The sequence below is a fragment of the Bradyrhizobium sp. CCH5-F6 genome, assembly GCF_001556045.1.
Lineage (GTDB): Bacteria > Pseudomonadota > Alphaproteobacteria > Rhizobiales > Xanthobacteraceae > Bradyrhizobium.
Genome location: NZ_LSIC01000107.1, coordinates 1 through 26,167, shown reverse-complemented (window position 1 = coordinate 26,167; position 26,167 = coordinate 1). Strand labels below are relative to the sequence as shown.

General features: G+C 65.7%; 21 protein-coding genes. 12 read left to right on the top strand and 9 right to left on the bottom strand.

Translation table 11 applies throughout. From position 1 onward, the window contains the following. Positions 1–9: 9 nt before the first annotated feature. From kdgD to AX729_RS19370, 4 genes are all read right to left on the bottom strand, one after another. A complete protein-coding gene (kdgD, locus tag AX729_RS19385) occupies positions 10–954 on the bottom strand; it encodes a 5-dehydro-4-deoxyglucarate dehydratase (RefSeq protein ID WP_061025898.1) in 945 nt (314 codons plus the stop codon). A 125-nt stretch (positions 955–1,079) separates the two neighbouring features. Beyond that, positions 1,080–1,985 (bottom strand): LysR family transcriptional regulator, encoded by a 906-nt coding sequence (locus AX729_RS19380; protein ID WP_061025897.1) that lies wholly within the window; start codon positions 1,983–1,985, stop codon positions 1,080–1,082. Between the two features lie 527 nt (positions 1,986–2,512). Beyond that, complete coding sequence (locus AX729_RS19375) at positions 2,513–4,465, bottom strand: SGNH/GDSL hydrolase family protein (RefSeq protein ID WP_061025961.1); 1,953 nt, start codon at positions 4,463–4,465, stop codon at positions 2,513–2,515. A gap of 92 nt (positions 4,466–4,557) precedes the next feature. After that, complete coding sequence (locus AX729_RS19370; protein ID WP_061025892.1) at positions 4,558–5,640, bottom strand: lysylphosphatidylglycerol synthase transmembrane domain-containing protein; 1,083 nt, start codon at positions 5,638–5,640, stop codon at positions 4,558–4,560. Positions 5,641–6,070: 430 nt separating this feature from the next. Between AX729_RS19370 and AX729_RS19365 the strand changes: the two genes are divergently transcribed. Further along, the gene (locus AX729_RS19365; protein WP_061025891.1) at positions 6,071–6,577 is read left to right on the top strand and encodes a YciE/YciF ferroxidase family protein; all 507 of its coding nucleotides are present in this window, start codon (positions 6,071–6,073) and stop codon (positions 6,575–6,577) included. A 108-nt stretch (positions 6,578–6,685) separates the two neighbouring features. On the opposite strand, the gene AX729_RS19360 is transcribed toward AX729_RS19365, so the two are convergent. After that, on the bottom strand, positions 6,686–7,120 hold the full coding sequence (locus tag AX729_RS19360; RefSeq protein WP_061025888.1) for a hypothetical protein: 435 nt from the start codon (positions 7,118–7,120) through the stop codon (positions 6,686–6,688). 65 nt (positions 7,121–7,185) lie between these two features. Between AX729_RS19360 and AX729_RS19355 the strand changes: the two genes are divergently transcribed. After that, complete coding sequence (locus tag AX729_RS19355; RefSeq protein WP_061025959.1) at positions 7,186–7,767, top strand: hypothetical protein; 582 nt, start codon at positions 7,186–7,188, stop codon at positions 7,765–7,767. An 8-nt stretch (positions 7,768–7,775) separates the two neighbouring features. Here the strand turns inward: AX729_RS19355 and AX729_RS19350 are convergent, their stop codons facing one another. Next, on the bottom strand, positions 7,776–9,119 hold the full coding sequence (locus tag AX729_RS19350; RefSeq protein WP_061025886.1) for an aminotransferase-like domain-containing protein: 1,344 nt from the start codon (positions 9,117–9,119) through the stop codon (positions 7,776–7,778). 187 nt (positions 9,120–9,306) lie between these two features. Here AX729_RS19350 and AX729_RS19345 point away from each other — a divergent pair, with 187 nt between their 5' ends. Next, complete coding sequence (locus AX729_RS19345; RefSeq protein ID WP_061025884.1) at positions 9,307–9,543, top strand: DUF1127 domain-containing protein; 237 nt, start codon at positions 9,307–9,309, stop codon at positions 9,541–9,543. Positions 9,544–10,468: 925 nt separating this feature from the next. Here AX729_RS19345 and AX729_RS19340 read toward each other — a convergent pair. Then, on the bottom strand, positions 10,469–10,894 hold the full coding sequence (locus tag AX729_RS19340; protein ID WP_028137496.1) for a universal stress protein: 426 nt from the start codon (positions 10,892–10,894) through the stop codon (positions 10,469–10,471). Between the two features lie 50 nt (positions 10,895–10,944). Beyond that, complete coding sequence (locus AX729_RS19335; protein ID WP_061025956.1) at positions 10,945–11,481, bottom strand: SixA phosphatase family protein; 537 nt, start codon at positions 11,479–11,481, stop codon at positions 10,945–10,947. A gap of 92 nt (positions 11,482–11,573) precedes the next feature. Here AX729_RS19335 and AX729_RS19330 point away from each other — a divergent pair, with 92 nt between their 5' ends. The 9 genes from AX729_RS19330 to AX729_RS19290 all read left to right on the top strand — a co-directional run bounded on the left by AX729_RS19330 (position 11,574) and on the right by AX729_RS19290 (position 25,175). Further along, positions 11,574–13,031 carry an NAD(P)/FAD-dependent oxidoreductase gene (locus AX729_RS19330; protein WP_061025882.1) on the top strand — a complete coding sequence of 486 codons (1,458 nt, stop codon included), beginning with the start codon at positions 11,574–11,576 and terminating at the stop codon, positions 13,029–13,031. Positions 13,032–13,118: 87 nt separating this feature from the next. Further along, positions 13,119–13,631, top strand: a complete 513-nt coding sequence (gene msrB / locus AX729_RS19325) for a peptide-methionine (R)-S-oxide reductase MsrB (RefSeq protein WP_061025879.1) — start codon at positions 13,119–13,121, stop codon at positions 13,629–13,631. Positions 13,632–13,852: 221 nt separating this feature from the next. Further along, on the top strand, positions 13,853–16,105 hold the full coding sequence (locus tag AX729_RS19320; protein WP_061025878.1) for a flagellar hook-basal body complex protein: 2,253 nt from the start codon (positions 13,853–13,855) through the stop codon (positions 16,103–16,105). 34 nt (positions 16,106–16,139) lie between these two features. Beyond that, positions 16,140–18,023, top strand: coding sequence for a flagellar hook-associated protein FlgK (gene flgK / locus AX729_RS19315; protein WP_061025876.1), 1,884 nt, complete (start codon positions 16,140–16,142; stop codon positions 18,021–18,023). A 21-nt stretch (positions 18,024–18,044) separates the two neighbouring features. After that, positions 18,045–19,928, top strand: a complete 1,884-nt coding sequence (locus AX729_RS19310) for a flagellar protein (RefSeq protein ID WP_061025874.1) — start codon at positions 18,045–18,047, stop codon at positions 19,926–19,928. A 71-nt stretch (positions 19,929–19,999) separates the two neighbouring features. After that, on the top strand, positions 20,000–20,785 hold the full coding sequence (locus AX729_RS19305) for a hypothetical protein (protein ID WP_061025873.1): 786 nt from the start codon (positions 20,000–20,002) through the stop codon (positions 20,783–20,785). A 10-nt stretch (positions 20,786–20,795) separates the two neighbouring features. Next, positions 20,796–22,424: a hypothetical protein gene (locus tag AX729_RS19300; RefSeq protein ID WP_197433629.1), complete on the top strand. Its 1,629-nt coding sequence runs from the start codon at positions 20,796–20,798 to the stop codon at positions 22,422–22,424. 1 nt (position 22,425) lies between these two features. After that, positions 22,426–23,679, top strand: coding sequence for an ATP-grasp domain-containing protein (locus tag AX729_RS19295; protein WP_061025871.1), 1,254 nt, complete (start codon positions 22,426–22,428; stop codon positions 23,677–23,679). Next, complete coding sequence (locus AX729_RS19290; RefSeq protein ID WP_061025954.1) at positions 23,676–25,175, top strand: pyridoxal phosphate-dependent decarboxylase family protein; 1,500 nt, start codon at positions 23,676–23,678, stop codon at positions 25,173–25,175. The genes AX729_RS19295 and AX729_RS19290 overlap by 4 nt, the downstream gene beginning before the upstream one ends. A gap of 88 nt (positions 25,176–25,263) precedes the next feature. Here the strand turns inward: AX729_RS19290 and flbT are convergent, their stop codons facing one another. Next, positions 25,264–25,704, bottom strand: coding sequence for a flagellar biosynthesis repressor FlbT (flbT, locus tag AX729_RS19285; protein WP_061025870.1), 441 nt, complete (start codon positions 25,702–25,704; stop codon positions 25,264–25,266). Positions 25,705–26,167 lie beyond the last annotated feature (463 nt).

The following is a 26,167-nucleotide window of genomic DNA, read 5'->3' as shown; positions in this document are numbered from 1 at the left end:
TGTCGTCCGTTATTCTGCTGCCTGTTGTGTCGATCGGATGGCGGGCAGATTCGTCACCAGTGCCGTCAGTTCCGCCATCTCCTGTTCGGTGAGATCGGTGAGCGGCGGGCGGACTGGACCGGAGTCGCGGCCGATCACTTTCATGCCGGCCTTGATGATCGAGACCGCATAGCCCTTCTTGCGGTTGCGGATCGCGATCAGCGGCAGGATGAAGTTCTTCAGGCCGGCATGGATCGTCTCATGGTCGCGCTTGCGCACGGCGGCGTAGAAGTTGGTGGCGAACTCCGGCACGAAGTTGAACACGGCGGAGGAATAGGTCGTCACGCCCATGTCGAGATAGGGCAGCGCAAAAGTCTCGGCGGTCGGCAGGCCGCCGATATAGGTCAAGCGATCGCCGAGCTTGGTGTAGACGCGGGTCATCAGCTCGATGTCGCCGATGCCGTCCTTGTAGCCGACGAGGTTCGGGCAGCGCTCGGCGAGGCGGGCCAGCGTGTCGGGCTGGAGGATGGCGTTGTCGCGGTTGTAGACGATGACGCCGATCTTCACGGAGGCGCAGACCGCCTCGACATGCGCGGCAAGGCCGTCCTGCTCGGAATGGGTGAGGTAAGGCGGCAACAGCAGCAGGCCGTCGGCGCCGGCCTTCTCGGCACCGATCGCGATCTCGCGCGCGATCGCGGTGCCGTAGCCGGTGCCGGCAAGCACCGGCACGCGACCCTTGGTCTCCTCGACGGCGATTTTGACGACCTCTGGAACCTCGGCCGGGGTCAGTGAGAAGAACTCGCCGGTGCCGCCGGCGGCGAACAGGCCGGCAACGTCGTAGCCGCACAGCCAATCCATGTTGGCGCGATAGGTCGCCTCGTCGAAGGAGTAGTCAGCCCTGAACGGCGTGACGGGGAAGGAGAGGAGGCCCGATCCGATCTTCTGGGCCATTTCCTGCGGGGTCATCTTGCTCACGGGCGCTGCTCCCTTGGTGCGTGTTGTGGAAGGACGCAAAGCCTGCGCGTCCATGCGCCGTGGTTTAGGAGGCGGTTCGATGCGCGTCCAAGCCAAAGCCTATATCGACCGATGCGGATTGAGCATCAATCCTCCGCCAGCTCCGCGGAGGACAGTTCGCCGGCGATCTTGACCAGCGCCGACAGCAGCGGATTCTCGTCGTCGCGGCGCCACGCCATGAACAACTCGACGGGCACGCGGGTGCGCAGCTTCAGGGGACGCAGCCGCACGTCGGAGATCTTCAGGTTCGCCGCTGCGGCCGGCACGATGGCTAGGCCAAGGCCCGCGCGCACCATCGCGAGGATCGAGTGGATCTGGCTGAGATGCTGGACGTAGCGCGGCAGCACGTCGGCGCGCGTGAACAGCGCCACCAGCAGGTCGTGGAAATAGCGGCTCTCATAGGGCGAGTACATCACGAAGGGCTGGTCGTCGAAGTCCTTGATGGCGATGCTGTCGGCGCTGGCCAGCTGATGCTTCCTCGGAATCGCCGCGAGCAAGGGCTCGGCGACGACGCGGCGGCTGGCAAGTTCGGGGCGCGCGATCGGCGGCCTCAGCAGGCCGGCGTCGATCTGGCCCGAGGTCAGCGCCTCGAACTGATCGCCGGACACCATCTCCTTCAGCGAGAAATCGACCTCGGGCAGCCTGGCGCGGCAGGCTGCGACGAGCTCGGGCAGGAAGCCGTAGGCGGCGGCCGCCGTAAATCCGATCTTCAGCGAGCCGATCTTGCCGAGCGCGATGCGGCGGGCGACTTGCGAAGCGCTTTCTGCAAGCTTGAGGATGCGGCGCGCCTCCGGCAGGAAGCTGCGCCCCGCAGGCGTCAGGCGCACCGAGCGGCTGGTGCGCTCCAGGAGCGGCGCATCGATGATGTGCTCGAGCACCTGGATCTGCCGGGACAGTGGCGGCTGGGTCATGTTCAGCCGTGCGGCGGCGCGGCCGAAGTGCAGTTCCTCCGCCACCGTGACGAAACAGCGGAGCTGGTTGAGGTCGAACATCGATACATGCCTTAGATGGATAAGGCGTTTCCCCGGCACTTCTAGCATCGGTTACCCCCAATACAAAGACGGCGGCTGGTGAGCCGCCGTTGAGTTGCCTGGTCAAGCTCCCATAGGGAGCCCTCAGGAGGAACGTCTGCGCGTCACCCGCTCGATCTTGCCGACGATCATCGACACGAGTCCTAGAGGGGCACGCGGCGAGGTGTCCAAGCTCAAGCGAGTATCGATTGATGCCGTTTTTGGATTGATGAACAGGCGAGGTTGCGAATGCGGTGGTGCGCTGGCGCGACGCGCTCAACTGTCGTTCCCCGCGAAAGCCGGGAATCCAGTACGCCGCGGCGTCTCGATTCATCAGTGCTGTCACGGAGTATTGGATCGCCCGGTCAAGTCGGGCGATGACACCGAGAGTGTGAGGAGTGCAAACCTCGATCGCAATTTCGAGCGTTGCGTAGCCCGCATGAGCGAAGCGATATGCGGGAAAGCGGTCCCGGATGTCGCTACGCTCTCTGGGCTACGAATTCGGCGCGCTATTGCCGTGCGCTTGGCAATAGCTGCGGCAGAAATCCCCGTGTCACGTTCGGCGGCACCGCATCGAGCCCCAGCACGGCGCTCGCGGCCGGCAGCGCAGCATCCGCCATCGCGGCGTGGCCTTCGGCGCTCGGATGCACGGCGCCGCCATAGACGGCGGAGAGCACGCCCCAGGTCGCATCATGAATGTCGGAGGGCTGGCTCGCCGCCGGCAAGCCTTGCGGATAGGTCATTGCAGCGAAATAGCTGTCGTTGGCGTCGCGGATCCAGCGCGCGCGCGGCAGGTAGGCGCGATATTCAGAGGCGCCGCGGCCGCACAGCATCGGCTGGCTCGCCGCGCTCACGATGTCCGGATTGAAACTCTGGCCGCTCTCGGCAAAGCAGGCGCGGTCGAATTCGGGATCGTTGCCGGAACGGGCGCAGAAGCCGTGATCGGCGAATGTGGCCTGGTGAGCGTCGACGAAGGTCATGCGGTCCGCTTCGGGATCGCGGCACAGCGCACCGCGGGTACAGGTGGCGAGCCCCTTCAGCTGCGGCAGGAATTCCGTGTCGACGTAGGTGGAGACGCGGGCGAGGCGCTGCGGATCGGCGCTGAAGGCCGGATGGATGTCGAAGCCGGCGCGGCCGCCGCGGCAGGGCACGCCGCCCTCGGCGAGCGCGGGATTGGCGTAAGAGACATAGACCACGCGCGAGAGGTCGCCGCCGACGAGCGGCTTCAGCGCCTCGCGCAGCTTGACGAAACTCTGCGGCAGCTCGCGCGTCAGCGCGTCGCGGGAATCGTCGACGCTCGCGATCACGCCGGACCGGCGGAAGAGCGCCCGCTCAGTCGCGGTTTCGACGATGACGTCGGCGACGAGACCGGAGAAGTAGACGTCGTTGGCGCCGACCGAAAGCAGCACGAGGTCGAGCGTGCGGTCGGGTTGACGTTTCTTCGCTGCGGTGAGCGCCTCGCGCAGCTCGGCGACCTGGGCATTCACGCTGGTGTTGCAGACGCCGGTCTTGCCCGGCGGGCATTCGCGGGCGCGCTGCGAGCCGAGCAGGCCATCGCCGATGCTGGCGCCGGTGCATGCGAGCGGCAGGAAGGTCACGGCGATGTGGGTGTAGCGCACCGCGAGCGCCAGCGCGGTGCGGGCCTGATAGCTGTAGAGCGAGCGGTGGCAGGGCGCGTTGAACCAGAGCGCGCTGTAGCGTTGCCAGTTGGCGAGCGTATCCGGCGCCTCGCAGGCGCGGCCGCCCTTGAAGCCGGCGCGGCTCGGCCGGTAGTACTGCGCGCCGGCGGTGCCGAGATAGGAGCGGAAGCAAAATCCTTCGTCGGACAGCGCCAGCGGGCGGTCCGGATTGCCCTCACCGGAGGCGACGCTGTCCCCGAGGCCTGCGATGAAGATGTCGCGGACCTGGATCTCGGCCTGGATGCGCTGGGTCGGATCGGAGCCGGAGGAGACGTCGACGGTCGCGACCGTCTGCCTGCCGTAGCGCACGCGCAAATTGATCGGCTCGGCGCAGTCGAACGTCGATTGTTGCGGGCCGTCGCCGTCGTCGAACGACCAGGCGCAGGTGGCGCCGACCGGCACCGCGCCGGTCAGCCGTACCGTCACCGGATGGTCGATCGGGGTGATGTAGTTCTCTTTGACGTTATCGCGGGTGCAGGGCTGGTTGACCCGGCCCTGGAGGTCGATGCAGAGCCGGTTGACCATGTTGCGCGCCCAGCCGCGGCCCTCGCTCTGGAGCCCCAGCGACTGCTCGGCGGAGAGAATGCTGCGGTTACGCGCGTTCTCGACATGGAGCAGGAAGTCGCGCTCTTCGCGGAACAGGCGGAAGCGGTTGCGCACCTCCCAACTGATCTGCATCGCGCCGGCGTCCTGCGCGGTGGCCGGCGCGGGCAGTAATGCGGTCAGAATGCCGGCAAGCAGCAGCGCGGCTGCAGGGAGGGTGCGAAATGGGAGAGGGATCATGACCCGGCTGTTCAACGGCAAAGTTGAGGCGGAAATAAGAGATGATTGCACCTCCGCCTGCAACCTTCGTCTGACGGCTTCGTAGTTCGGTCCTACCGCTTGCCGGCCTGCCGCAGTGCCCGTTCGCGCTCCATCGTGGCCACCTGCTTGGGCAGGTTGCCCTGCGCGCAGGCTTCCGCCAGCCGCCGCCGCTCCTGCCAGGGCTCGACCACGTTCATCCAGAGCTCGCGTGCGCCCATGATGGAGATGGCGAGGCCGAACGGGATCACGAAATAGAGAATGCGGAACACCAGCAGCGTCGCCAGAAGCTCCTCGCGGCCGAATTGAGGCAGCGCCACCAGCATGGCGGCATCGAACACGCCGATCGAACCGGGCGCATGGCTGGCAAAGCCGATCAGCGTCGCCAGGATGAACACCACCGCCAGCGACATGAAGTCGATCGGCGGATTGGCCGGCATCAGCAGGTACATTGCCATGGCGCAAAAGCCGAGATCGACCACGCCGATCAGGATCTGCACCAGCGTCAGCGACGCCGAGGGCAGCACCACCTTCCAGCCCTTCTGGCCGAGCTCGCGCCGCTTCTCGCCCATGCACAGCCAGATGAGATAGGCCCCGATCGAGGCAAGGCCGCCGAGCGCGATCAGCCGGTTGATCGATGGGGGAAGCTGATCCATCGAGGACGCCGCATCCGGATGGATGGCCAAGCCGATCGAGAGCACGAAGATGTTACCGAGCCAGAAGGTCAGGCCCGACAGGAAGCAGATTTTCGCGACGTCGATCGCGTTCAGTCCGTAGTCCGAGTAGATCCGGAAACGGATCGCGCCACCGGTGAAGACCGTGGCGCCGATGTTGTGACCGATCGAGTAGGACGTGAAGCTGGAGAGCGCCGCGATGCGATAGGGCACGTGCTTCTTGCCGATCGTTCGCAGTGCAAAATAGTCGTAGAAGGTCAGCGTGCAGAACGCGAAGAAGACGCAGATCGCCGCCAGGCCGATGCTCCCGCGGGGAATCTCGGTCAACGCGGTCAGGATGACGCCGGTATCGATGCCCTTGAGGGTCCGCACCAGCGTGGTAATCGCGAGGGCGATGATGAAGATGCTCGCGGCAATTCCGAGCCGTCGCCAGCCGATCCATCTCGTGAAGCCGCGTTTCAGCGCAGGCAGCAATCCGTGCATTCATCCTCCCGGCAGGGGGCAAAGTCCGACCGGGCCAGGCATTGGCCGGTCGGGCGCGATCACGGCCAAAGGCAGGCATCGATCGCTAGGCATGATCCAGCTCATTTAAGGCAAAACCAGCGCCTTGTGCAGTCCTTGACAACAATAGGTTCTGCATCGGACGGGCCACTTTTGTCATACGCGGTTCATATCGGCTGCGCGTTAAGCATATGAGTCGGGAAACCCGCTCCGCTCGCGCGTCAGTTCGCCGACATGATTTCAAATCCTGGCGCGCTCCGCCTTGTTCCAGCGCAAATGGTCAGAGACGATTTTTGGAACGTCGATGCCGCGTGCTCGTTGGGCTCCATCAGCAATCGAACATGGCGGAATATGCGGCTTTTCGTGCAAGCCGACGCCTCCGTGTTCCCCAAAACCCGAGAGGATCGGAACGATGGGACTGTTCACAAAAGACATCAAAACCATGAACGACCTGTTCGTGCACCAGCTCCAGGACATCTATTACGCCGAGCAGCAGCTCACCAAGGCGCTGCCGAAGATGGCAAGCAAGGCCACCGATCCTCAGCTGAAACAGGGCTTTTTGACGCACCTCGAGGAGACCAAGGAGCACGTCGCTCGACTCGAGGAAGTGTTCAAGATGCACGGCGTCCCGGTGAAGGCGGTCGACTGCCCGGCCATCGACGGCATCATCGAGGAAGCCGACGAGACCGCCGGAGAAGTCGCCGACAAGGCGGTGCTCGACGCCGCGCTGATCAACGCAGCGCAGGCCGCCGAACATTACGAGATCGTCCGCTACGGTAGCCTGATCGCCTGGGCCAAGCAGCTCGGCCGCAACGACTGCGCCGCCGTGCTCGCCAAGACGCTCGAGGAGGAAAAGGCGACCGATCAGAAGCTGACCACGCTCGCCGAGAGCAAGGTGAATCTGCGCGCGGCGAGCTAGCCGTCGCAGTGCATCCGGGAAGCGCCGCGCCGCCAACGCGCGGCGTTTTCCTTTTTGAGGTGGATCATTGGCCCCCCTTGATGCGTCTCGAGGGGCGGCTCGGCGGGATCAGCCGCGCCTTAACGCGAAATGCGCGCCGCAAAATGCCATCACCGCACCGAGGCACAGTGCGGCGAGGCCGGCAAGCACACCCGAGACGGTCGGGATCGGGCTCGGCGCCGAGGCCGCCTGGCCGGCTCCCGCAAGCAGCAGCACGCCGACCGCGATCAGGAATTGCCGCATCCGTTGCGGGATCTGCCCGGAGACGGCGCTCTGCATCAATGTCGCCGTGAAATAGCCGCCGGAAAATCCGACCGTGGCGATCAGCCACCACGCGATCGCCGCGCCTGCGGGTATGAACTCATGCGTGTCGGAGCGCCAGAGGCCGCCGAGATCGAGTCCGTAGCGTGCGCCGAGCATGTGCACCGCGAGGGCGAGCAGCACGCCGGAGATCATGGCGGCGCCGAGGATCAGGCGGCGCGGAAAATAGGTCGTCTCAGCCATGTCCCGCTTGTAGGATGGGCGAGGGCGTCCGCGCAAGCGGATCGCGAAGGGGACCTGTGATCGATATGCCGGGAGCCGAAGCCGATGCGGCCACGCGCTACGCCTACAAGGCCTCGCTGATCGGCTCGGCGCATCGCTTCGAGCTGACGGACGAAGGACTCTCCTGGCACATCCCCGGACGCTCGGGCCTGTGGCGCTACGACGAGATCTCGGCGGTGCAGCTGTCGTTCCGCCCGGTCTCGATGCAGCAGCACCGCTTTCGTGCCGATGTCAGCCACGCCGGCGGCGGCCGCATCGCGATCCTGTCGACGAGCTGGCAGACGGCGGCCCTGATGGCGCCGCAGGACAACGGCTTTCGCCAGTTCATCGTCGCGCTTCATGAGCGTATGGCGAAGGCGGGCAGCCGGGCGACGCTGAGTGCAGGGCTTGGCCGCAAGACCTATACGGCAGTGCTGGTGTTCCTGGCGATGCTCACGGTGGCCATGACGGGGCTGCTGATCCGCGCCCTCATGATCGGCGAGTTCGCGGGCGTGCTGTTCATCCTCGGCTTTGCTGCGCTGTTCGCCTGGCAGGTCGGCGGCTTCGTCCGGCGCAACCGGCCGCGGAGCTACAGCTTCGGTCAATTGCCCCGGTCCTTGCTGCCATAGAGCGATCGCTACTCCGTCGAGTCGAAATCCTCTTCCTTGGTGCCGAGCAGCGAGGCGATCGTGCGCAGGCCGGAATCGAGCTGCTCGGGCGTGGGCGGGGCGAGCGCGAGCCGCACCGCATTCGGCGCATGACCATGGGCAATTGCGAAGGTCGAGGACGGCGTCAGCGCGATGCCGCGCCTGGCTGCCGCGGCAACGAAGGTCTGCGAGCGCCAGTGCGGCGGCAACGTCAGCCAGAGGTGATAGGAGCGCGGGTCGGCGGCGAGCTGGTAGCCGGCCAGGAGCCTTGCGACGGTCTGCTGGCGGCGCGCGGCGTCGATGCGCTTCAGCCGCGTCAGCTCGGCGACGGTGCCGTCGGCCATCAGCCGTTGCCCGGCGGCCAGCGCGTGGCCGGAGGCGATCCAGCCCCCGGTGCGCACCGCGCTCATCACGCTCTCGCGCAGATGGGGCGGCGAGACGAGGATGCCCAGCGCCAGACCGGGCGCGACCTTCTTGGAGAGGCTGTCGATCACGATGCAGCGGTCCGGCCCGAGCGCCGCGAGCGGCGTGTCGTCGGCCAGGAAGCCGTAGACGGCGTCCTCGATGATGGTGAGATCGAGCTTTTCGGCGACGCGCATGATGTCGGCGCGCCGTGTCGCGTTCATGGTGACGCCGAGCGGATTCTGGATGATGGGCTGGAGATACAGCGCCGACAGGTGGGCCTCGCGATGCGCCTTCTGGATGGCGTCCGGCCGCGCGCCGTGCTCGTCCATCGGAATCGGGACCAGCGTCACGCCCAACCGCGCGGCGATGCTCTTGACGTAAGGATAGGTCAGCGCCTCGACGCCGCAGCGGCCGCCGGTGGGAACGAGCGCCGCAAGCGCGGCCGCGAGCGATTGCTTGCCGTTGGCGGTGAAGAAGATCTGTTCGGCCTGCGGCGCGAAATCCTTGCGCGCGAGATAGGCGGCGGCCGCATTGCGCGCGCTCCTGGTGCCCGTGCTGGTCGAGACGCGCAACGCGGATTCGAGTGCATCGACGCGTTCGAGCCCCGCAAGGCTCTTGGCGATCATCGCCCATTGCTGCGGCAGCAGCGGATAGTTGACCTCGAAATTGATGCGCGCCTCGGCCGGCTCGCTGAGCGTCTGCACTTCGCGCCTGACGTCGCCCGAGATGAACGTGCCGCGACCGACCTCGCCGACCACGAGTCCGCGGCGGAGCAATTCCGTATAAACCCGGCTCGCGGTCGAGACCGCAATGCCGCGGTCATAGGCAAAATTGCGCTGCGGCGGCAGTCGGTCGCCGGGCCTTAACGTGCCGTTAGTGATATCGGCCGCAATGGCATCGGCAAGCTTCACGTACTCGAACTTGGACATTATTGCACCGAGAGCAATGTTTTACTTGCTCCGAGAAGTGTACTGGAGCATTTAAGTTCCATCAAGTTCCGCGATTGAGCCGAGGTGAGCGAGAGCAATCCGACGGCAAATGAGGTGCAGGCGCTGACGGCGTCCGCGCCAACGGCATCGGCTTCGCCGCGCGGAACGACACGCCGGAGAAGAAGAAATGACCACGATCTCGCAAACTGCCGGGCGGAGCTTACGCCCATCCTCATCGGGCGGATTTTTCAGTGCGCTCGCCCACGCCGCCTCTGCGCTGTTCAACCGCCTGGAGCGCCGCTCCGCCGTCAAGACGCTGAACGAGCTCGACGACCGCGCCTTGCGCGACATCGGCATCACGCGCAGCCAGATCGAGGATGCGGTGTACGGGCAGTTCAAGGCCGAGCTGACGCGGTATCTGTGATCCCCGCGTGTCCCGGACGCGCTGCAACGCCCTCAGCGTTGCGGCGCAGAGCGTGCGGGGCACGAGAGCGAGTGTGTGGCGCACACCTGACTCAACATCGTCATTGCGAGCGCAGCGAAGCAATCCAGAAATGCGTCCGCGGAAAGATTCTGGATTGCTTCGCTGCGCTCGCAATGACGGAGTACGGGGTGAAAGGCGTCGTTCTCTCGAATCGTATCTTCATTGCGGACGCACTTCCGCATTCTCGCGGCTCATTTCGCCCGAGCTTTGCTTCTTGCTCACCCTCAACTGAAAGAGGGGGCAGGGAAGACCGGGAGCCCGCTGGCACCCGAGGTCCACTGTGCGGAATCTGCGTGGTGAGAAGCTGCACAGCGGCATACAGGTGTAGCCAGGACATCCCGGCCTTCCCTGCGCAGTGGTTTGACGGCTTATGTCGCGCTCTCCCCGGGGAGCGATGCACTATTGCCCCCGTCGCCTTGCGGATGGCTGATGTGTGCGTCCGGTTGGACGACACGAATCACCACAAGACTTGACGCACAGACCCCGGGCGTCAGGACCACACGATTTTGCCGTACGCCGATGACACCGGTCGTATGCGCGACGGTCTTGCTCACAGTTGCCTGCCCTGCAAAACCCTTCGCGCCGGTGTCACCCACGTCCACCGCTGCCCGGCCCGCGTTCGTGACGATCGCGATACGCCCCTCTTCCTTGGGCCGGGGTGAGGCAACAAATACGTTGTTTCCGAATTTCGGTAAAGTGGAATATTTTCGGTGGCATGGGTTGACCGACGGCTTGGGTGTTTTGCCGACGGGCAACTCGACATCTTGTAGCCCGGATGAGCGAAGCGATATCCGGGATTCTCACCGCGAGCGATCCCGGGTGTCGCTTCGCTCACCCGGGCTACGAAGCAAGCCAGGCGCCGCGCTCAGTGCCTGACCACCAGCACCGAGCATTTGGCGTAGCGCACGACGTGTCCGGCGTTGGAGCCGAGGAAATAGGTGCGCATCGCCGGCCGGTGCGAGGTCATCACGATCAGGTCGGCCTTCATCTGCGCGGCTTCCTCCAGGATCTCGTGGTAGATGCCGCCCTGGCGCACCACGCTGGAGATGCGGCCCGGCTCGATGCCGGACTCGCGCGCGACGATGGCGAGGGCCTCCTCCGAGGTCTGGCGCTGCTGCTCGTCGAAATCGGCCGGTACGTATTCGGCCAGCATCACCGGCGTCATGGGCAGCACGTTGAGCAGGCGCACCGTGCCGCTCCAGGTCTGCGACAACGTCGCTGCGGTCGCGATCGCCGGTTTTGCCAGATCGGTATCGGCGAGGTCGATGGGCACGAGGATGGACTTGAACATCTGCGCCTCCAAATCTCCAGGTCAGCATGTCTTGCCGGTAGGTCGCGCGATCATCCCGATCGAAGCAGCTTGGGGCTGACGAACAGCACAAGCTTGCCGCGGCGGTAGGCCACGTCACCCCAATCCTTGACGTCAAAGTCGAAGATCGCAAGCCCCGCGGTGGGCAGGTTGTCGCCGAGTGCCCTGGCACCGGCCGGATCGCCGCTGCCCATCAGCATCAGCGCGACCTCGTGCATGCCGGGATTGTGGCCGATCAGCAGCAACTGCTTTGGGTCGGCTGGCGCGGTCGCCGTGCGAATGGCCGCCAGGATCTCGGCAGGATCGGCGCCATAGAGTTCCGGCAGGACCTCGACCTGCGGCGCTGCGACGCGGTCCTTCATCGCCTCCCAGGCGATGTCCCAGGTCTGCCGGGCACGGACGGCATGCGACACCAGCACGGTATCGGGGAAGGGCGGATGGGCGGCGATCCAGTCGCCGATCTGCGCCGCATCCTTGTGGCCGCGCTCGTCGAGGCGGCGATCCTGGTCACGGCCGCTCGGCGCGTCGGTCTCGGTCTTGGCGTGACGCAGCAGCATCAAACGGCGCATGGCATTCTCGAATCGTTCCACGTCCAGAATAATCTACAGGCGCCGGTTGAGGACAAGGTGACAGGCGCCGGGTTGGTATCTTAAGAAACGCCATGAGCGAGACTTTCACAAGCGTGTCCCAGGAAGAAGCCGGCTTTCGCGACCGCGAGCGGCTGTCGTTCGATCTGGACGTCGACATCTGCGTCGTCGGAGCGGGGCTTGCCGGCCTTTCCGTCGCGCTGGAAGCTGCCCGGCTCGGGGCCAGCGTCGCGGTGCTCGAGGGCCGGCATATCGGCTGGAACGCCTCGGGCAACCAGCTCGGCACTGTGATGCCGGGCTTTGCATTGCCGCTCACCGACCTGATCGAGCGCATCGGCTTCGAGGACGCGCGCGAGTTGTGGACGCTCTCGAAGGAGGGCGCCGAGATCGTCCGGGCCAACGTCACGGACGAGAACATGCCGGGAATTGCCCTGAGCGAGGGCGTGCTGGAAGTCTCCAACGTCGATGCCGGCGACCGGCTGATCAGCCGGTTGCAGATGCTGAACGAGGATTTCGATACCGAGGTCGAGGGCTGGCAGGCCGAACGCGTCCGCGAGCTGCTCAAGACCGATCGCTACTTCCACGGCGTGTACTATCCCAGGGCGTTCCAGGTCGACGGCCGCAAATATGTGCACGGCCTTGCGGCGCTGGCGCGGCGGGCAGGGGCCCGCATCTTCGAGGACACGCCGGTCGTCAGCATCGATCATTCCGGCATCCGCAAGCGCATCGTCACGCCCTCGGCGCGGCTGCGGGCGAGCCATATCGTGCTCGCCGGCAACATTCACCTCGGTGCGCCCTTGAAGCGTCTGTCGGACACGCTCCTGCCGGTCTGGCGCTATGCCGGCGTGACCGCGCCGCTCGGCGAGCGGCTTCACGAGATCATCGCCTTCAAGGGATCGGTGACGGATTCCGACGGTGTCGACCATTTCCGGATCGTCGATGGCGACCGGCTGATGTGGGAGAGCCCGGAGACCACCTGGGCGGCACGCCCGCAGCGCTTCGCTGGCGCCGTCAGGCGGCGGATCCGCACGATTTTTCCGGCGCTCGGCAATGTCGAGATCGCCGACATGTTCGGCGGCGCCACCGGCCAGACCGTGCACGGCATGCCGCAGATCGGCCAGCTGCGCAAAGGCCTGTGGGTCGCGAGCGGGTTCGGCCGCCAGGGCATGAACACTTCCGCCATGGCCGGACAGATGATCGCGCGCAGCATTCTGCGTGGCGATGAGCGCTGGCGGTTGTTTTCGCCATTTGAACTGGTCTGGGCGGGCGGCACCACGGGCCGCGTCGCGGGCCAGCTGGTCGGGATCTGGAGCAGGGCGAGTTCCGCCGTCGCCGGCTCGCTCGCCCGTTACCGCGAGCGGGCCCGCGTCAAGGACAGGAAGCGCGAGGCGCGCCTCGCCGAAGCCAATCGGGCGGCCGGCACGGGCCCGCGCCGCCCGCAGGCCGGCGTCCGGCCGCGGCCGGCTCCGCCGCCAAGAGCGGCGGCACAGAGCGTGGAACCGGCCTCGCAAGGCGATGGCGTCCCGCAATAGGCCCAGAGAAAAATTCCGCCCGAACCTGTAACGTCGGCCGTTAGAGCCCGTATCTCAGGGCGTGGAAGCTCCCGCACGGAGAATGAGATGTTTGACCGCCGCATCCTGCTATCGACCGTCGCCGGCCTGTTTGGCTTTTCGGCCTTCCGCTGGCTGACGGCATCCCCCGCCGAGGCCGGCGAGAAGGCCGCGGGAAAGTTCGAGATCGTGAAGACCGAGGCCGAATGGCGCGCGCAGCTCACGCCGCAGCAATATGAGATCCTGCGCAACCACGGCACGGAGCGGCCGGGCTCCAGCCCGCTGCTCAAGGAGAAGCGCAAGGGCATCTTCGCCTGCGCCGGCTGCGACCTGCCGCTGTTTTCGTCCGAGACCAAGTTCGAGAGCGGCACGGGATGGCCGAGCTTCTATGCGCCCATCGAGGGCAATATCGGAAAGACCGAGGACCGCGCCTATGGGATGGTCCGCACCGAGGTGCATTGCCGCCGCTGCGGCGGTCATCTCGGCCATGTCTTCGACGACGGCCCGAAGCCGACCGGATTGCGCTACTGCATCGATGGTTTCGGGCTGGTCTTCCACCCGGCTGCGGCGTCGGCGACTTGAGGTGTCATTCCGGATTCGGTCCTGCGGACCGCTCCGGAATGAGGTCATGCCCCGGCAATTGTTGCCGGCCCGGCAATTGTGCCCCGGTCATCCGACCGGGGCATGTCTGTTTAAGTCATTGATTTCTTGAGGATACCTGCATTGGCATAGCCCTTGCGACGTCTCTTACCGATTGCGGCCATGGTCGACCGGCCGCCGAGATCGGATTTGGAGACAAAGTTATGGGTATCTTCGATGCAATGAACACCTCGGTGGGTGGCCTGCAGGCGCAGTCCTTCGCGCTTCAGAACATCTCGGGCAACATCGCGAACTCGTCCACCACCGGTTACAAGGGCATCGGCACCAGCTTCGTCGACCTCATTCCCGACTCTTCGGTCCCCAGCAAGCAGGTCGCCGGCGGCGTGACGGCCAATGCGAAGGCCACCATCACCACGCAGGGCACGATCTCGTCCTCCACCGTCGCCACCAACATGGCGATCACCGGCGACGGCTTCTTCTCGATCCAGAAGGCGAGCGGCGTCGTCGACAACGTGCCGGTGTTCACCGGCGTCACCTACTACACGAGGCGCGGCGACTTCCAGCTCAATGCCAACGGCAATCTGGTCAACGGCGCCGGCTATTACCTGATGGGCGTCACGGTCGACCCGAAGACGGGCAACCCGACAGGCAGCGTGGCAAACGTGCTGCAATTCCAGAACAACTTCATTCCGGCGCAGGCGACCACCTCGATCCAGTACGCTGCGAACCTGCCGACGCAGCCGAACACGGTGGCGAAAACGACAGCGGCGGCCGGCACGCTGCTGGCGGCCGGCGGGCTGAACCCGTCCGACTTCACCGCCAACCCGCTGCCGGTCGGCACACCGCCCGCGCCCTATGCCAACGCCACGGTGTCAGGCGCAGCCGCCACCGGCAACATCCGTTCCGCGTATTCGTCGACGACGGCCACCGGCACGGTCGCTCTCCAGAACAATTCGTCTGCGGTCGCCTCGACCACCACCTCCCTCGACAACACCGTCGGCACGCATCTCGCCTCCAGCATTCTCACCGCGTTGAGCGGCCAGACGCTGACGATCAATGGCAACACGATCACCTTCAACGCCGGCACGACGGTTTCGACGGTCGGCAACAACACCACGATCGGCCTGGGCGCGGGCACGACGGCGACGGTTGCGGACATCCTGAACGCGATCCAGACCGCGGGCGGCGCCGGCGTCACGGCTTCGCTCTCCGCCAGCGGCAATATCCAGATCTCGAGCGGCACCGGCACCGACGTGGCCGTCGGCAGCGGCACGGCCGCCACCGCACTCGGCATCAGCAGCGTGACCCGCGGCGGCAACGTGCTGTCCTCGCCCGCGATCTCGGGCGCAACGGTGCTGAGCGGCTCGGCGACCGCCGGCGGCGCTCAGGTGCTCACGTCCAGCTTCGCTGCCGGCGATACCATCACGGTCAACGGTCAGACGCTGACCTTCATGGCCTCGGGCGCCTCGGGTCCCAACCAGATCAACATCACCGACAACATCACGACCCTGCTCGGCAAGATCGACGCGCTGTCCGGCGCGTCGGGATCGTCGATCAGCAGCGGCGGCGTGATCACGCTGAACACCGGCACCGTGTCCAACCTGTCGGTGTCGAGCTCGAACAGCGCTGCCTTCGCCGCGCTAGGCTTCACCTCGACCATCACCAAGAACCGCGACGGCGGCGGCACGGCCGGCACTGGCGGCGTAATCGGCAACGACATCGCCACCTTCACCAAGGAATCGATCAGCGGCGGCGCGGTGACCGCCTACAACGCCGCCGGCACGCCGGTGAACCTGCAATTGCGCTGGGCCAAGACCGACAGCGCCTCGCTGGGCGCCGGCCATTCCGACACCTGGAACCTGTTCTACCAGACCGATCCCAATGCGACCGGCACGACGGTCGGCTGGGTCAATACCGGCCAGGCCTTCACCTTTGCCGCAGACGGCTCGCTGACTTCGCCGAGCGGCTCGGGCATCACCATCAACAACGTCAGCGTCAGCGGCCAGTCGCTCGGCTCCGTCGCCTTCAACATCTCCTCTGGCGGACTGACGCAATATGCCAGCACCAGCGGCGCGGTGACCATCAACACCATCACGCAGAACGGCTATGCCGCCGGTCAGCTTCGCTCGGTTGCCGTCAACAACAACGGCATCGTGGTCGGCACCTTCTCCAATGGCCAGAACCTCAACCTCGCGCAGGTTCAGCTGTCGCACTTCAACGGCACCAACTATCTGAAGGCGATGGACGGCGGCGCCTATGCCGCGACCGAGCAGTCGGGAGACGCCATCGACGGCGCCTCGGGCACCATCAGCGGCTCGTCGCTGGAGGGATCCAACACCGACATCGCCGACGAATTCACCAAGCTGATCGTGACCCAGCAAGCCTATTCGGCCAACACCAAGGTGATCACGACCGCGAATTCGATGGTGCAGGACCTCTTGAACGTGTTGCGCTGATCGGCGCGTAACGTAACCAAAGGCGGCCAGTGATATGGGTTTGAGTTCAGCCCTCGCCAGTGCGATGAGCGGCCTGCGTGCCAACCAGGCCGCGCTCTCGATCGTCTCCTCGAACGTCGCGAATTCGCAGACGCCGGGTTACGTCGTCCAGAGGGCGAACCAGATCGAGGTCACCACCGGCGAGTTCGGCGCGACGGCGATGACCACCGGTGTCAGCCGCGAGCTCGACACCTACGTGCTGAATCAGCTGCGCACCGAGAACGGCGGCAGCGGCTACGCCGACCAGATGGCCAACATCCTGAAGCAGCTTCAGAGTGTCTATGGCACGCCCGGCAACAGCGGCACGCTCGAAACCGCGCTGAACAATTTCACCACCGCGCTCCAGGCGCTGTCGACCAGCTCGGGCGCGTCCTCGGCGCAGACCGTCGCGCTCGGCGCGGCGCAGGCGCTGGCGCGGCAGCTCAACGTCACCACCACGGGTATCCAGTCGTTGCGCTCCAATGTCGAGCAGGATCTCGGCAACTCCGCGCAAGCCGCCAACGCGGCGATGAAGCAGATCGCCGACATCAACACCAGGCTCCAGGGCCTGTCGGCGACCGATCCCTCGGCCGCCACACTGATGGACCAGCGCGACCAGGCCATCAACACGCTGTCTAGATATGTCGACGTTCGCGTCACCACCGACGGTTCGAACCAGGCCAACATCTACACCACGACCGGCATTCAGCTGGTCGGCGCCGGGCTCGCCTCGGAATTCTCCTTTGCCTCCGCCGGCGCGCTGTCGGCGACCTCGCTCTACAACATCGACCCGGCCAAGTCCGGCGTCGGTGCGTTCAACATCAAGCTGCCGAACGGCTCGCAGGTCGACGTCGTCGCCAACAACGTGGTGTCTTCCGGCCAGATCGCGGCCGACCTGAAGCTGCGCGACGAGATGCTGGTGCAGGCGCAGAACCAGATCGACCAGCTCGCCGCGACGATGTCGAGCGCGCTGTCCGACAAGACCACCGCCGGCAGCACGGTCTCCGGTCCGCCGGCCGGGTTCGATCTCGACCTCGCCGGTGCGGCGCCCGGCAACACCGTCAACATCACCTACACGGACACGACCACCAACACGCAGCGCCAGATCACGCTCGTCAACGTGACCGACCCGGCGGCGCTGCCGCTGCAGAACGCGACGAACGCCAATCCGATGCGGATCGGCGTCGATTTCGCCGGCGGCATGGGCGCGATCGCCTCTGCGCTCAATACCGCGCTGTCAGGCACGCATCTGTCGTTCTCGGCCGCTCCGTCGCCGGCGACGGCCACGACGCTGCGGGTGACCGACGACAACACCGGTCTCACCAAGGTCAATTCGGCCTCGACCACCAAGACGATCTCGTCGCTGACCTCGGGCAATCCGCAACTGCCGCTGTTCACCGACGGCGGGCAGGCGCTCTTCACCGGCGCAATCACTGCATCGGGCTCGCAGATGACCGGGCTTGCCGGGCGCATCGCCGTGAACACCCAACTGGTCAACGATCCGACGCGGATGTCGGTGTACAACACCTCGCCGGTAACGCCCGCGGGCGACACCACGCGCTCGGATTACCTCTATTCGCAGCTCACCAGTGCGGTGTTCTCCTATTCGCCGCAGAGCGGCCTCGGTTCGGCGAGCCAGCCGTTCACCGGCAGCGTCTCGAGCTATCTCCAGCAGTTCCTGAGCGTCCAGGCCAACGCGGCCACCCAGGCGACCCAGCTCCAGCAGGGCCAGAGCGTCGTGGTCTCGACGCTCCAGGCCAAGTTCGACTCGACCGCCAGCGTCAATCTGGACTCGGAGATGTCGAACCTGATCCAGCTTCAGAATGCCTATGCCGCCAACGCCCACGTCATGTCGGTGGTGCAGAGCATGATGAACACGTTGCTCCAGGCTCAAGTGTAACAAGTAACAGGGCTCTGACAGATGTCGATCAGCAGCATCAACTACTCCTCGTCGGTTCTCGGCGCGCAGATCCGAAACATCAATCAGCAGCTCACCGACCTGTCGACGCAGCTGTCGACCGGCAAGCTGTCGCAGAACTACGCCGGCATGGGCACCAACGAGGGCTTTGCGATCGCCGGCCGCGCGCAGCTCTCCAACATCGCCGCCTATACCGACACGATCACCAACGTCAACGTCAGCATCAACCTCGCCAATACAGCGCTGCAATCGCTGACGAAGATCCGCAGCACGGTGCAGACGGGCTCGGCCAGTACCGCGCAGGATCTCAACGTCAACGGCCAGACCATCGCGCAGAACACCGCGGCCGCCCAGTTCGGCTCGATGGTCGGCGTCCTCAACACGCAGACCGGCAGCCGCTATCTGTTTTCGGGAACGGCCGTGAACACGCAGTCGGTCGCGGATGCCGGCGACATCATCAACGGCACCACGACGCAGGCCGGCTTCAAGACCGTGATGGCGGAGCGTCAGGCCGCCGACCTCGGCGCCAACGGCATGGGGCGGCTGGTGCAGACGCAGCCGACGCCGAGCTCTGTGCAGGTGTCCGAGGACGTCGCCGGATCGCCGTTCGGGCTCAAGATCAAGGCGGTGTCCTCGACCTTGACGGGCGCGACCGTCACCGGCCCGAGCGGCTCGCCGGTATCGTTCTCGGTCGACCTCAACGGCGTCAATCCGAACAATGGCGACAAGCTCAGCATTCAGTTCACCTTGCCGGACGGCACGACCGAGCAGATCGACCTGACCGCGTCCACGGCGACGCCGACGCCGCTCGGCAGCTTCGCGATCGATGCGAGCACGCCGGTCAATCCGAACAATACGGCCGCGAACCTCAACACCGCGCTGAACACCGCGATCACCAAGCTGGCCAACACCTCGCTGGTGGCGGCGTCCGCGATCGTCGCCGGCGACAACTTCTTCAACACCGCAAGCTCTGCGATCGGCACGCCCGTCAACAACCAGGCAGCACCGCCGGCTCCCGTCACGGGCGCGACGGCACTGTCCGGCGCGAGCCCCTCGGACTCGATCTCGCCAGGCTTCGTCGCGGGCGACACCATCACCGTCAACGGCACCACGCTGACCTTCGTCAGCTCGGGCGCGACCGGCAATCAGCTCAACGTCACCGACAGCATCCAGACCCTGCTGAGCAAGGTCGACCAGATCACGGGGACGTCGAAGCCGTCGACCGTCCATGGCGGTTCGATCACGATCAACACCGACGATGCGGCGAGCCTCAACATCACGACCTCGAACACGGGGGCGCTGAGCTCGCTCGGCTTCGGCGCGACGCCCGTGACCGCCACGCAGCCGCCGTTGCGGGTCGGCTCGTCACCGGCGAGTTCGGCAACCACGCTGGTGAACGGCTCGGCCACTACCGTGAAGTGGTATCTGGGCAATGACGGGCCCGGCTCGGCGCGCTCGACCGCGATGGCGCGGGTCGACGATGCCGTCACGGTGCAATATGGCGCCCAGGCCAATGAGGATGCGATCCGCCGGCAATTGCAGGCGATCGCGGTGTTCGGGACGTTCTCGACCTCGCCGACCGGGCAGTATTCGGGCGGGCAGGTCTCGGCGCTGAGCCTGCGGGTGACGCAGGCGCTGACCCAGCAGCCCGGCCAGCAGCGCATCGAGGACATCCAGACCGACATCGCGATGGCCCAGAACACGATGAAGGACGCGACCACGCGGCAGACCCAGGCCAAGGCGCAGCTCCAGAGCATCATCGACCAGGCGGAATCGGCCTCGCCGGACCAGGTCGCGAGCGAGATCCTGGCGCTCCAGAACGCGCTCCAGGCGTCCTACCAGGTGACCTCGAACCTGGCGCAGCTCTCGCTCGTCAAGTTCCTGTAAGGCCGCGTTAAGACGCCGTTAACCATGCCTCTTTACCTCTTGGTGAGGATTGGAGCGGGGCGGAGCTGCCGATGTCGGACAGGATGCAATTGGTGGTGGCCACGCCGTGCTTCGGCGGGCAGGTGTCGAGCATCTATGCGAGCTCGATCTTCGCGCTCCAGCGCGCCGTGCACGGCATGTCCAATCTCGAGCTCAAGGTGCACTTGCGCGACGGCGACGCGCTGATCACGCGAGCGCGGGCCAACCTCGTCGCCATGTTCCTGGACGATCCCAGGGCGACGCATTTCCTGTTCATCGACGCCGACATCGGTTTCAAGCCCGAGCAGGTGTTCCGGCTGATCGAATGCGGCGCTGATGTCGTCGCCGGCTGCTATCCGATCAAGCGGGTCAACTGGGACAAGGCGAAGCGCGCGATCGAGGCCGGCCGCGCCGACGTGCCGGCAGCTTCGCTCGACTATGTGCTCGAGATCGAGGATCCCGACCGCATCGTCGTGGTCAACGGATTCACCCGCGTGCGCTATGCCGGCACCGGCTTCCTGATGATCCGCCGCCACGCGCTGGAGGCGATGTGCCGTCATCCGAACTACGCAGGTCTGCAATTCTTCCGCGAGCATTCGCACGACACGCTGGCGGCGAGCCAGAATCGGTTCGCGCTGTTCGAATGCATGATCGATCCGGCGACCGGCACGTATCTTTCCGAGGACTTCGCCTTCTGCAAGCGCTGGACCGACATCGGCGGCGAGATCTGGGCCGACATCCAGAGCTCGCTCGATCACGTCGGACCATCGGTGTTCCACGGCGACATCGCCTCGCAATTCGCACCGGCGCCAGTGGCGGCGGCCGATGCCGCGGCGTGAGCCTTCCGGGATGAGCGGCGGCGCATCCCGTCTGTCAGAACCGGAACGCGCGTCCGACGGCGACTCGCGCTATCGCCTGCGCGATCTCTTCACGCCCCTCGACACGCTGCTCGTCTCCGGCGGAGATTCGCGGCTCGCGCTCGATTCCAGGGACCGCGTCAACGTCTATGGCTGCGCGGCTTCGCCGGAGCCAGAGATCTGGAATTTCGCCTCCTCGACCGCCTCGACGATCTCGCAGGCGGCCTATGACCGCGCCGCGCTGGCGCGCGAACACCTGATGCACAAGTGCCTGTTCGACGAGGTGGAGGTCGCTTTCGATGCACGCTGCGAGGACATGCGCGACGAGCTGCGCGGCCATCTCCAGCTCTCGCCGCGCGTCGACGTGGTGTTCTCGCCGTCCGGCACGGACTCCCAGCTCCACGCCCTGTTCCTGGCGCGGACGATGCTCGGCGCGCGGCCGGTGACGATCGTGGTCGGCGCCGACCAGACCGGAAGCGGGACGATCCATACGTCCCGCGGGCACCATTTCAGCGCGATGACGGCGAGCGGCTTTGCGGTTCGCAAGGACGGCGCGGTTGCCGGGCTCGCCGGCGCAAGTCTTGCGGTGCCACTGCTCGAGACCGCGCCCGGGATCGCGATGCGCGCGGACGCCGATGACGCGGTGCTGCATGCGGTCGAGGCCACGATCGCGCAAGGCGCGCCCGTGCTGCTCCAGATCATGGATTCCTCGAAGCTCGGATGGCGTGCACCGAGCGCGGCCTGCCTCGACGAAATCGCGCGGCGCTGGCCACGCAAGGTTCAGATCGTGGTCGACGCCTGCCAGGCCAGGCTTGGCCGACGCCGGCTGCGCTCCTATCTCGACCGCGGCTTTATGGTGCTGATCACCGGCTCGAAATTCTTCGGCGGGCCTGCCTTCAGCGGTGCGCTGCTGGTGCCGAAGGGCCTTTCGCGTTCGCTCGACCAGGTCGAGGGGATCGTGCCTGGTATTCTCGACTATGCCGGCCGTTGCGATTGGCCTATGGCTTGGACGACGCTGCGTTCGCGCTTCGAGCGTCGTCCGAATTTCGGTCAGTGGCTGCGCTGGGAGGCGGCTCTGGCCGAGATCGGCAGCTACTACGCCGTGCCCGGGGCTTTCCGCGCCCAGATGCTCGCCGAGCTCGCCGCCGGCATCGGCGGCATGATCGAGTCCTCGTCGTCGTTGCGCTCTGCTCCAATCGCGGCCAACATGGCTGACGCGGACGACGAGGAATTCGCGCAGGCCACGATCTTTCCGTTCGCGCTGCTGCGCGACGGCAAGCCGGTCACGATTGCCGAGACCGGGGACGTTCAACGGGCGCTCGCGCGCGACATGAACGATGCGATCAGCGGCAACGCGGCGGACCGGCAGACCGCCGCGCTGCGTTGCCTCATCGGCCAGCCGGTTCGGCTGGAGCGGCAGGACGAGGCGCCGCAGGCGCTGCTGCGCCTCTGCGTCGGCGCACGGCTCGTGACCGAGGCCTGGTCGCCGGACGCGGCCGAGACGCGACGCAATGTGCAGCAGGTTCTCGACCGCATCGCCCGGGTCCTGGTGAAGATCGAACTGCTGCTCGACCGTGGCGCAGCTGCGGCCGTACCGACCAAGCCCGCGTTCGAGGTGTGAGATGCAGCATCCAGTTTCCGCGCCGATCGGCCTCACCGCCGCGAACTATGCCGACCGCATCGGCTTTGCGCGGCTGACGCGACAGGCCTTCGAAGGCGTCGATCTGCATCCGTTGCGCGACCAACTCGTGGCGCGGATCGCGGCGGGGACCGCGCTGGCGGGCGAAGGACTGGATCTCTCCTTGATCACCCAGCTCCTGGGCGACAAGGATCAGGGGCTTGCGATCCAGTCCGAAGTGCTGACCTTCCATCAATTATTCCGTACGCCCAGTGCGGCTTCGCAGCCCGGCTTGCGCGTGCTCGCGCTTGCGGCCGACATCGACATGGGCGGCAACACGCCGATCGATTTCCTGCTCGAAGGCTCCGACATCGAGTTGCTGACTCTTTATGTGATCAAGGGCGTCGGGCTGCCGGAAACCTTGCCCGAGCACGACGTCGCCATCGTGATCGCCTCCGATTCCGAGGAATGCCGCGAGGCGCTCGCGCTGATCGAAAAGGCTGCGCCGCACTGGCCGCGGCCGCTGCTCAATCGTCCTGACCGCATCGGCAATCTGGATCGCGACAAGCTGTATCGGCTGCTGGCCGGCGTGCCCGGCCTGGACATTCCGGCGACCATCCACGCAACCCGCGCGCAATTGTCCGATCTCGCCCAGGGCCAGATCGCCTGCGAGGACATCGCGGGCGAATTGCGCTTTCCGATCATCGCGCGGCCGCGTGGCTCGCATGCCGGCGTCGGACTCGCGAAGCTCGACGCCGCCGCGTCGCTTGCGGCCTATCTCGCCGAACGGAAAGAGCAGGATTTCTTCGTCGCACGATTCGTTGACTATGCGAGCCCCGACGGGCTCTATCGCAAGTATCGTCTCGCCATGGTCGACGACAAGCCGTACGCCTGCCACATGGCGATCGCCGATCGATGGGACATCTGGTATCTCAACGCCTACATGGCGTTCAGCGAGGAGAAGCGGGCCGAGGAAGCCGTCTTCATGCGCGATTTCGATCACGCCTTCGCCGCGCGCCACGAACGCGCGCTCGACGAGTTGAGCCGGCGCGTCGGTCTCGACTACTTCATCGTCGATTGCGCCGAGAACGAGAAAGGCGAGCTCCTGGTGTTCGAGGCCGACAATACCGCCGTGGTGCACAACATGGATTCGCCGGTCGTGTTTCCTTACAAGCCGCCGCAGATGCGCAAGATCTTTGCCGCGTTCACGGCGATGCTGTCGCGGTACGCACAAGCGGGCAGGGAGTGCGCAACATGAACGAGATCATCCGCAACGCGAAAGCTTCCGTCACGAGCGCCTCGCTCGACCCGCAGGATTGGAGCGAATTTCGCGCGCTGGCCCATCGCATGCTGGACGAGACGATCGACGGCATTGCCAACATTCGGTCGCGCCCCGTCTGGCAGCCGATCCCCGATGAGGTTCGTGCGGCATTCAGGTCCGACGTGCCGCGCGAGGCGGGCGACCTCGCCGAGGTCTATCGCGAGTTCTCCGAGCAGATCGCTCCCTATGCGACCGGCAACGTCCATCCCGGCTTCATGGGCTGGGTTCATGGCGGCGGCACCGCGGTCGGCATGCTCGCGGAAATGCTCGCGGCAGGCCTGAACGCCAATCTCGGCGGGCGCGATCACATGCCGATCGAGGTCGAGCGACAGATCGTCGATTGGATGCGCCGGCTGTTCCTCTTTCCCGACAGCGCCAGCGGCATCTTCGTCACAGGAACGTCGATGGCCAATCTGATGGCGGTGCTGGTTGCGCGCACGGCTGCGCTCGGCACGCTGGTGCGCCAGCATGGCATCGGCAACGACGGTGCGCTGCTCACGGCCTACACGTCGCAGGCCGCGCATGGCTGCGTCTCCAGGGCGATGGACGTTGCCGGGCTGGGTACCGATGCGCTGCGCAAGATCGATGTCGATGCCGATCATCGTATCGACGTCGCGGTGCTGCGCGCGCAGATCGCCGTTGATCGCGAGGTCGGCTTCAAGCCTTTCCTGGTGGTCGCGTCCGCCGGCACGGTCGATATCGGCGCGATCGACGACCTCCGGGCAATCGCCGGGCTGTGCCGGGAGGAAGGAATCTGGTTTCACGTCGACGGCGCTTTCGGTGCGCTCGCGATCCTGTCGCCCGAGCTGGCGCCGCTGCTCGGCGGCATCGAGCTCGCGGATTCCATTGCGCTCGACTTCCACAAATGGGGACAGGTGCCCTACGACGCGGGCTTCCTCCTGGTGCGCGACGGCGAGCAGCACCGGCAGGCCTTTGCGCAGCCGGCGGCCTATCTGCGCCGCGAGGCGAGGGGGCTTGCAGCGGGCGCTGTCTGGCCTTGCGATCTCGGCCCCGATCTGTCGCGTGGCTTTCGCGCGCTGAAGACGTGGTTCACGCTGAAGACGTTCGGCACCGATCGACTTGGCGCGGCGATCGCGCGAAGCTGCGCGCTCGCAAAATATCTCGAGGCGCGCGTGCTGGCCGAACCCCTGCTGGAATTGCTGGCGCCGGTCAATCTCAACATCGTCTGCTTCCGCTACCGCGCCGACGATGCGGTCAATCGCGAGATCGTCTCCGATGTCCAGGAGTCCGGCTTCGCCGCGCCGTCGAGCACGACGCTGGACGGCAGGTTTGCGATCCGCGCGGCGATCGTCAATCACCGTACCGAGGAGGCCGATATCGATGCGCTGGTCGCGGCCGTGCTGGAGTTCGGTGGACGGCGGAGCAACTGCGGATTGGTCGAGGTCGAGGCGCCGCCGCTCGCGGCGCAGTAGCATCGACGCATGCCTGAAACGACAACGGCCCCGGAGGTCATCCGGGGCCGTTGTCGTTCGCGCGGCTTGAGCGCGCGATAGCGTTTGGTCAGGCGGCGGAGCTCACATCGGCCTTGTCCGCTTCCGCCTTGGGATGCGTGGCCGCGTACTGATCCCGCAGCTTCTCTTCATAGGCAATCAGCTTGCGCGCGTCCTTCAGCGCCCGGTAGAGGTCGCCGTTCAGGATGTTGTTGTTGATGGCTTCGATGATCGGCCAGGAGCTCGGCACCGCCGTGACGATGTCGCGCACCAGGTTGAAATAGGTGCCGTGCTGGGTCTGCGGATCCGGCGAGATGTACATGAGCTGGACCGCCAGATAGACGAGCTTGGCGGGCGTATCGGCTGTCTCCGGCGTGAGGATGTCGCGCTCGCGCAGGATCGGCACGTTGTCGCCGTCGATCAGGAGGCGGGCGCGCTGGTCCGTGTTGGTAATCACGCAGTTGCCGACGATGATGCGTTCGTGCGGTCTGAGCTCGACCTTGAGGGCCATTGCCTGTTCTCCATCAACGCTTTCGTAACCGAGCGTTCGTTGCGGCTCATCAAGGCCTGATTCTCGCTCGTAATTAGTTAACGAGCTGTAAACCTCCGGCCTCGGTGCGGAAAAGCTCAATGTTCCCAACGTCATGTCGATGTGGCGGTGCGACGATGCGGGCCGCTTTGGCTTCCGAATCACGCGCGAGCCGACAAAAGCAGGGGTTTCATTTCATGCTTCGTTAGAAGTCTCGGCGCCACGGTCCGCCGGTCGCTGGGTCAATCTCGATCCAAGCAGACGCGTAACAGTAGCGTCGTTTACCAGAAAGGTAACAGAGTCATGTCCGGTATCGTTCTCTCCGCATCGGTTCGTCAGAACCTGCTCTCCCTCCAGTCCACCGCTGACCTTCTCGCCACGACACAGAATCGTCTGTCGACCGGCAAGAGCGTCAACTCGGCCCTGGACAATCCCACCAACTTCT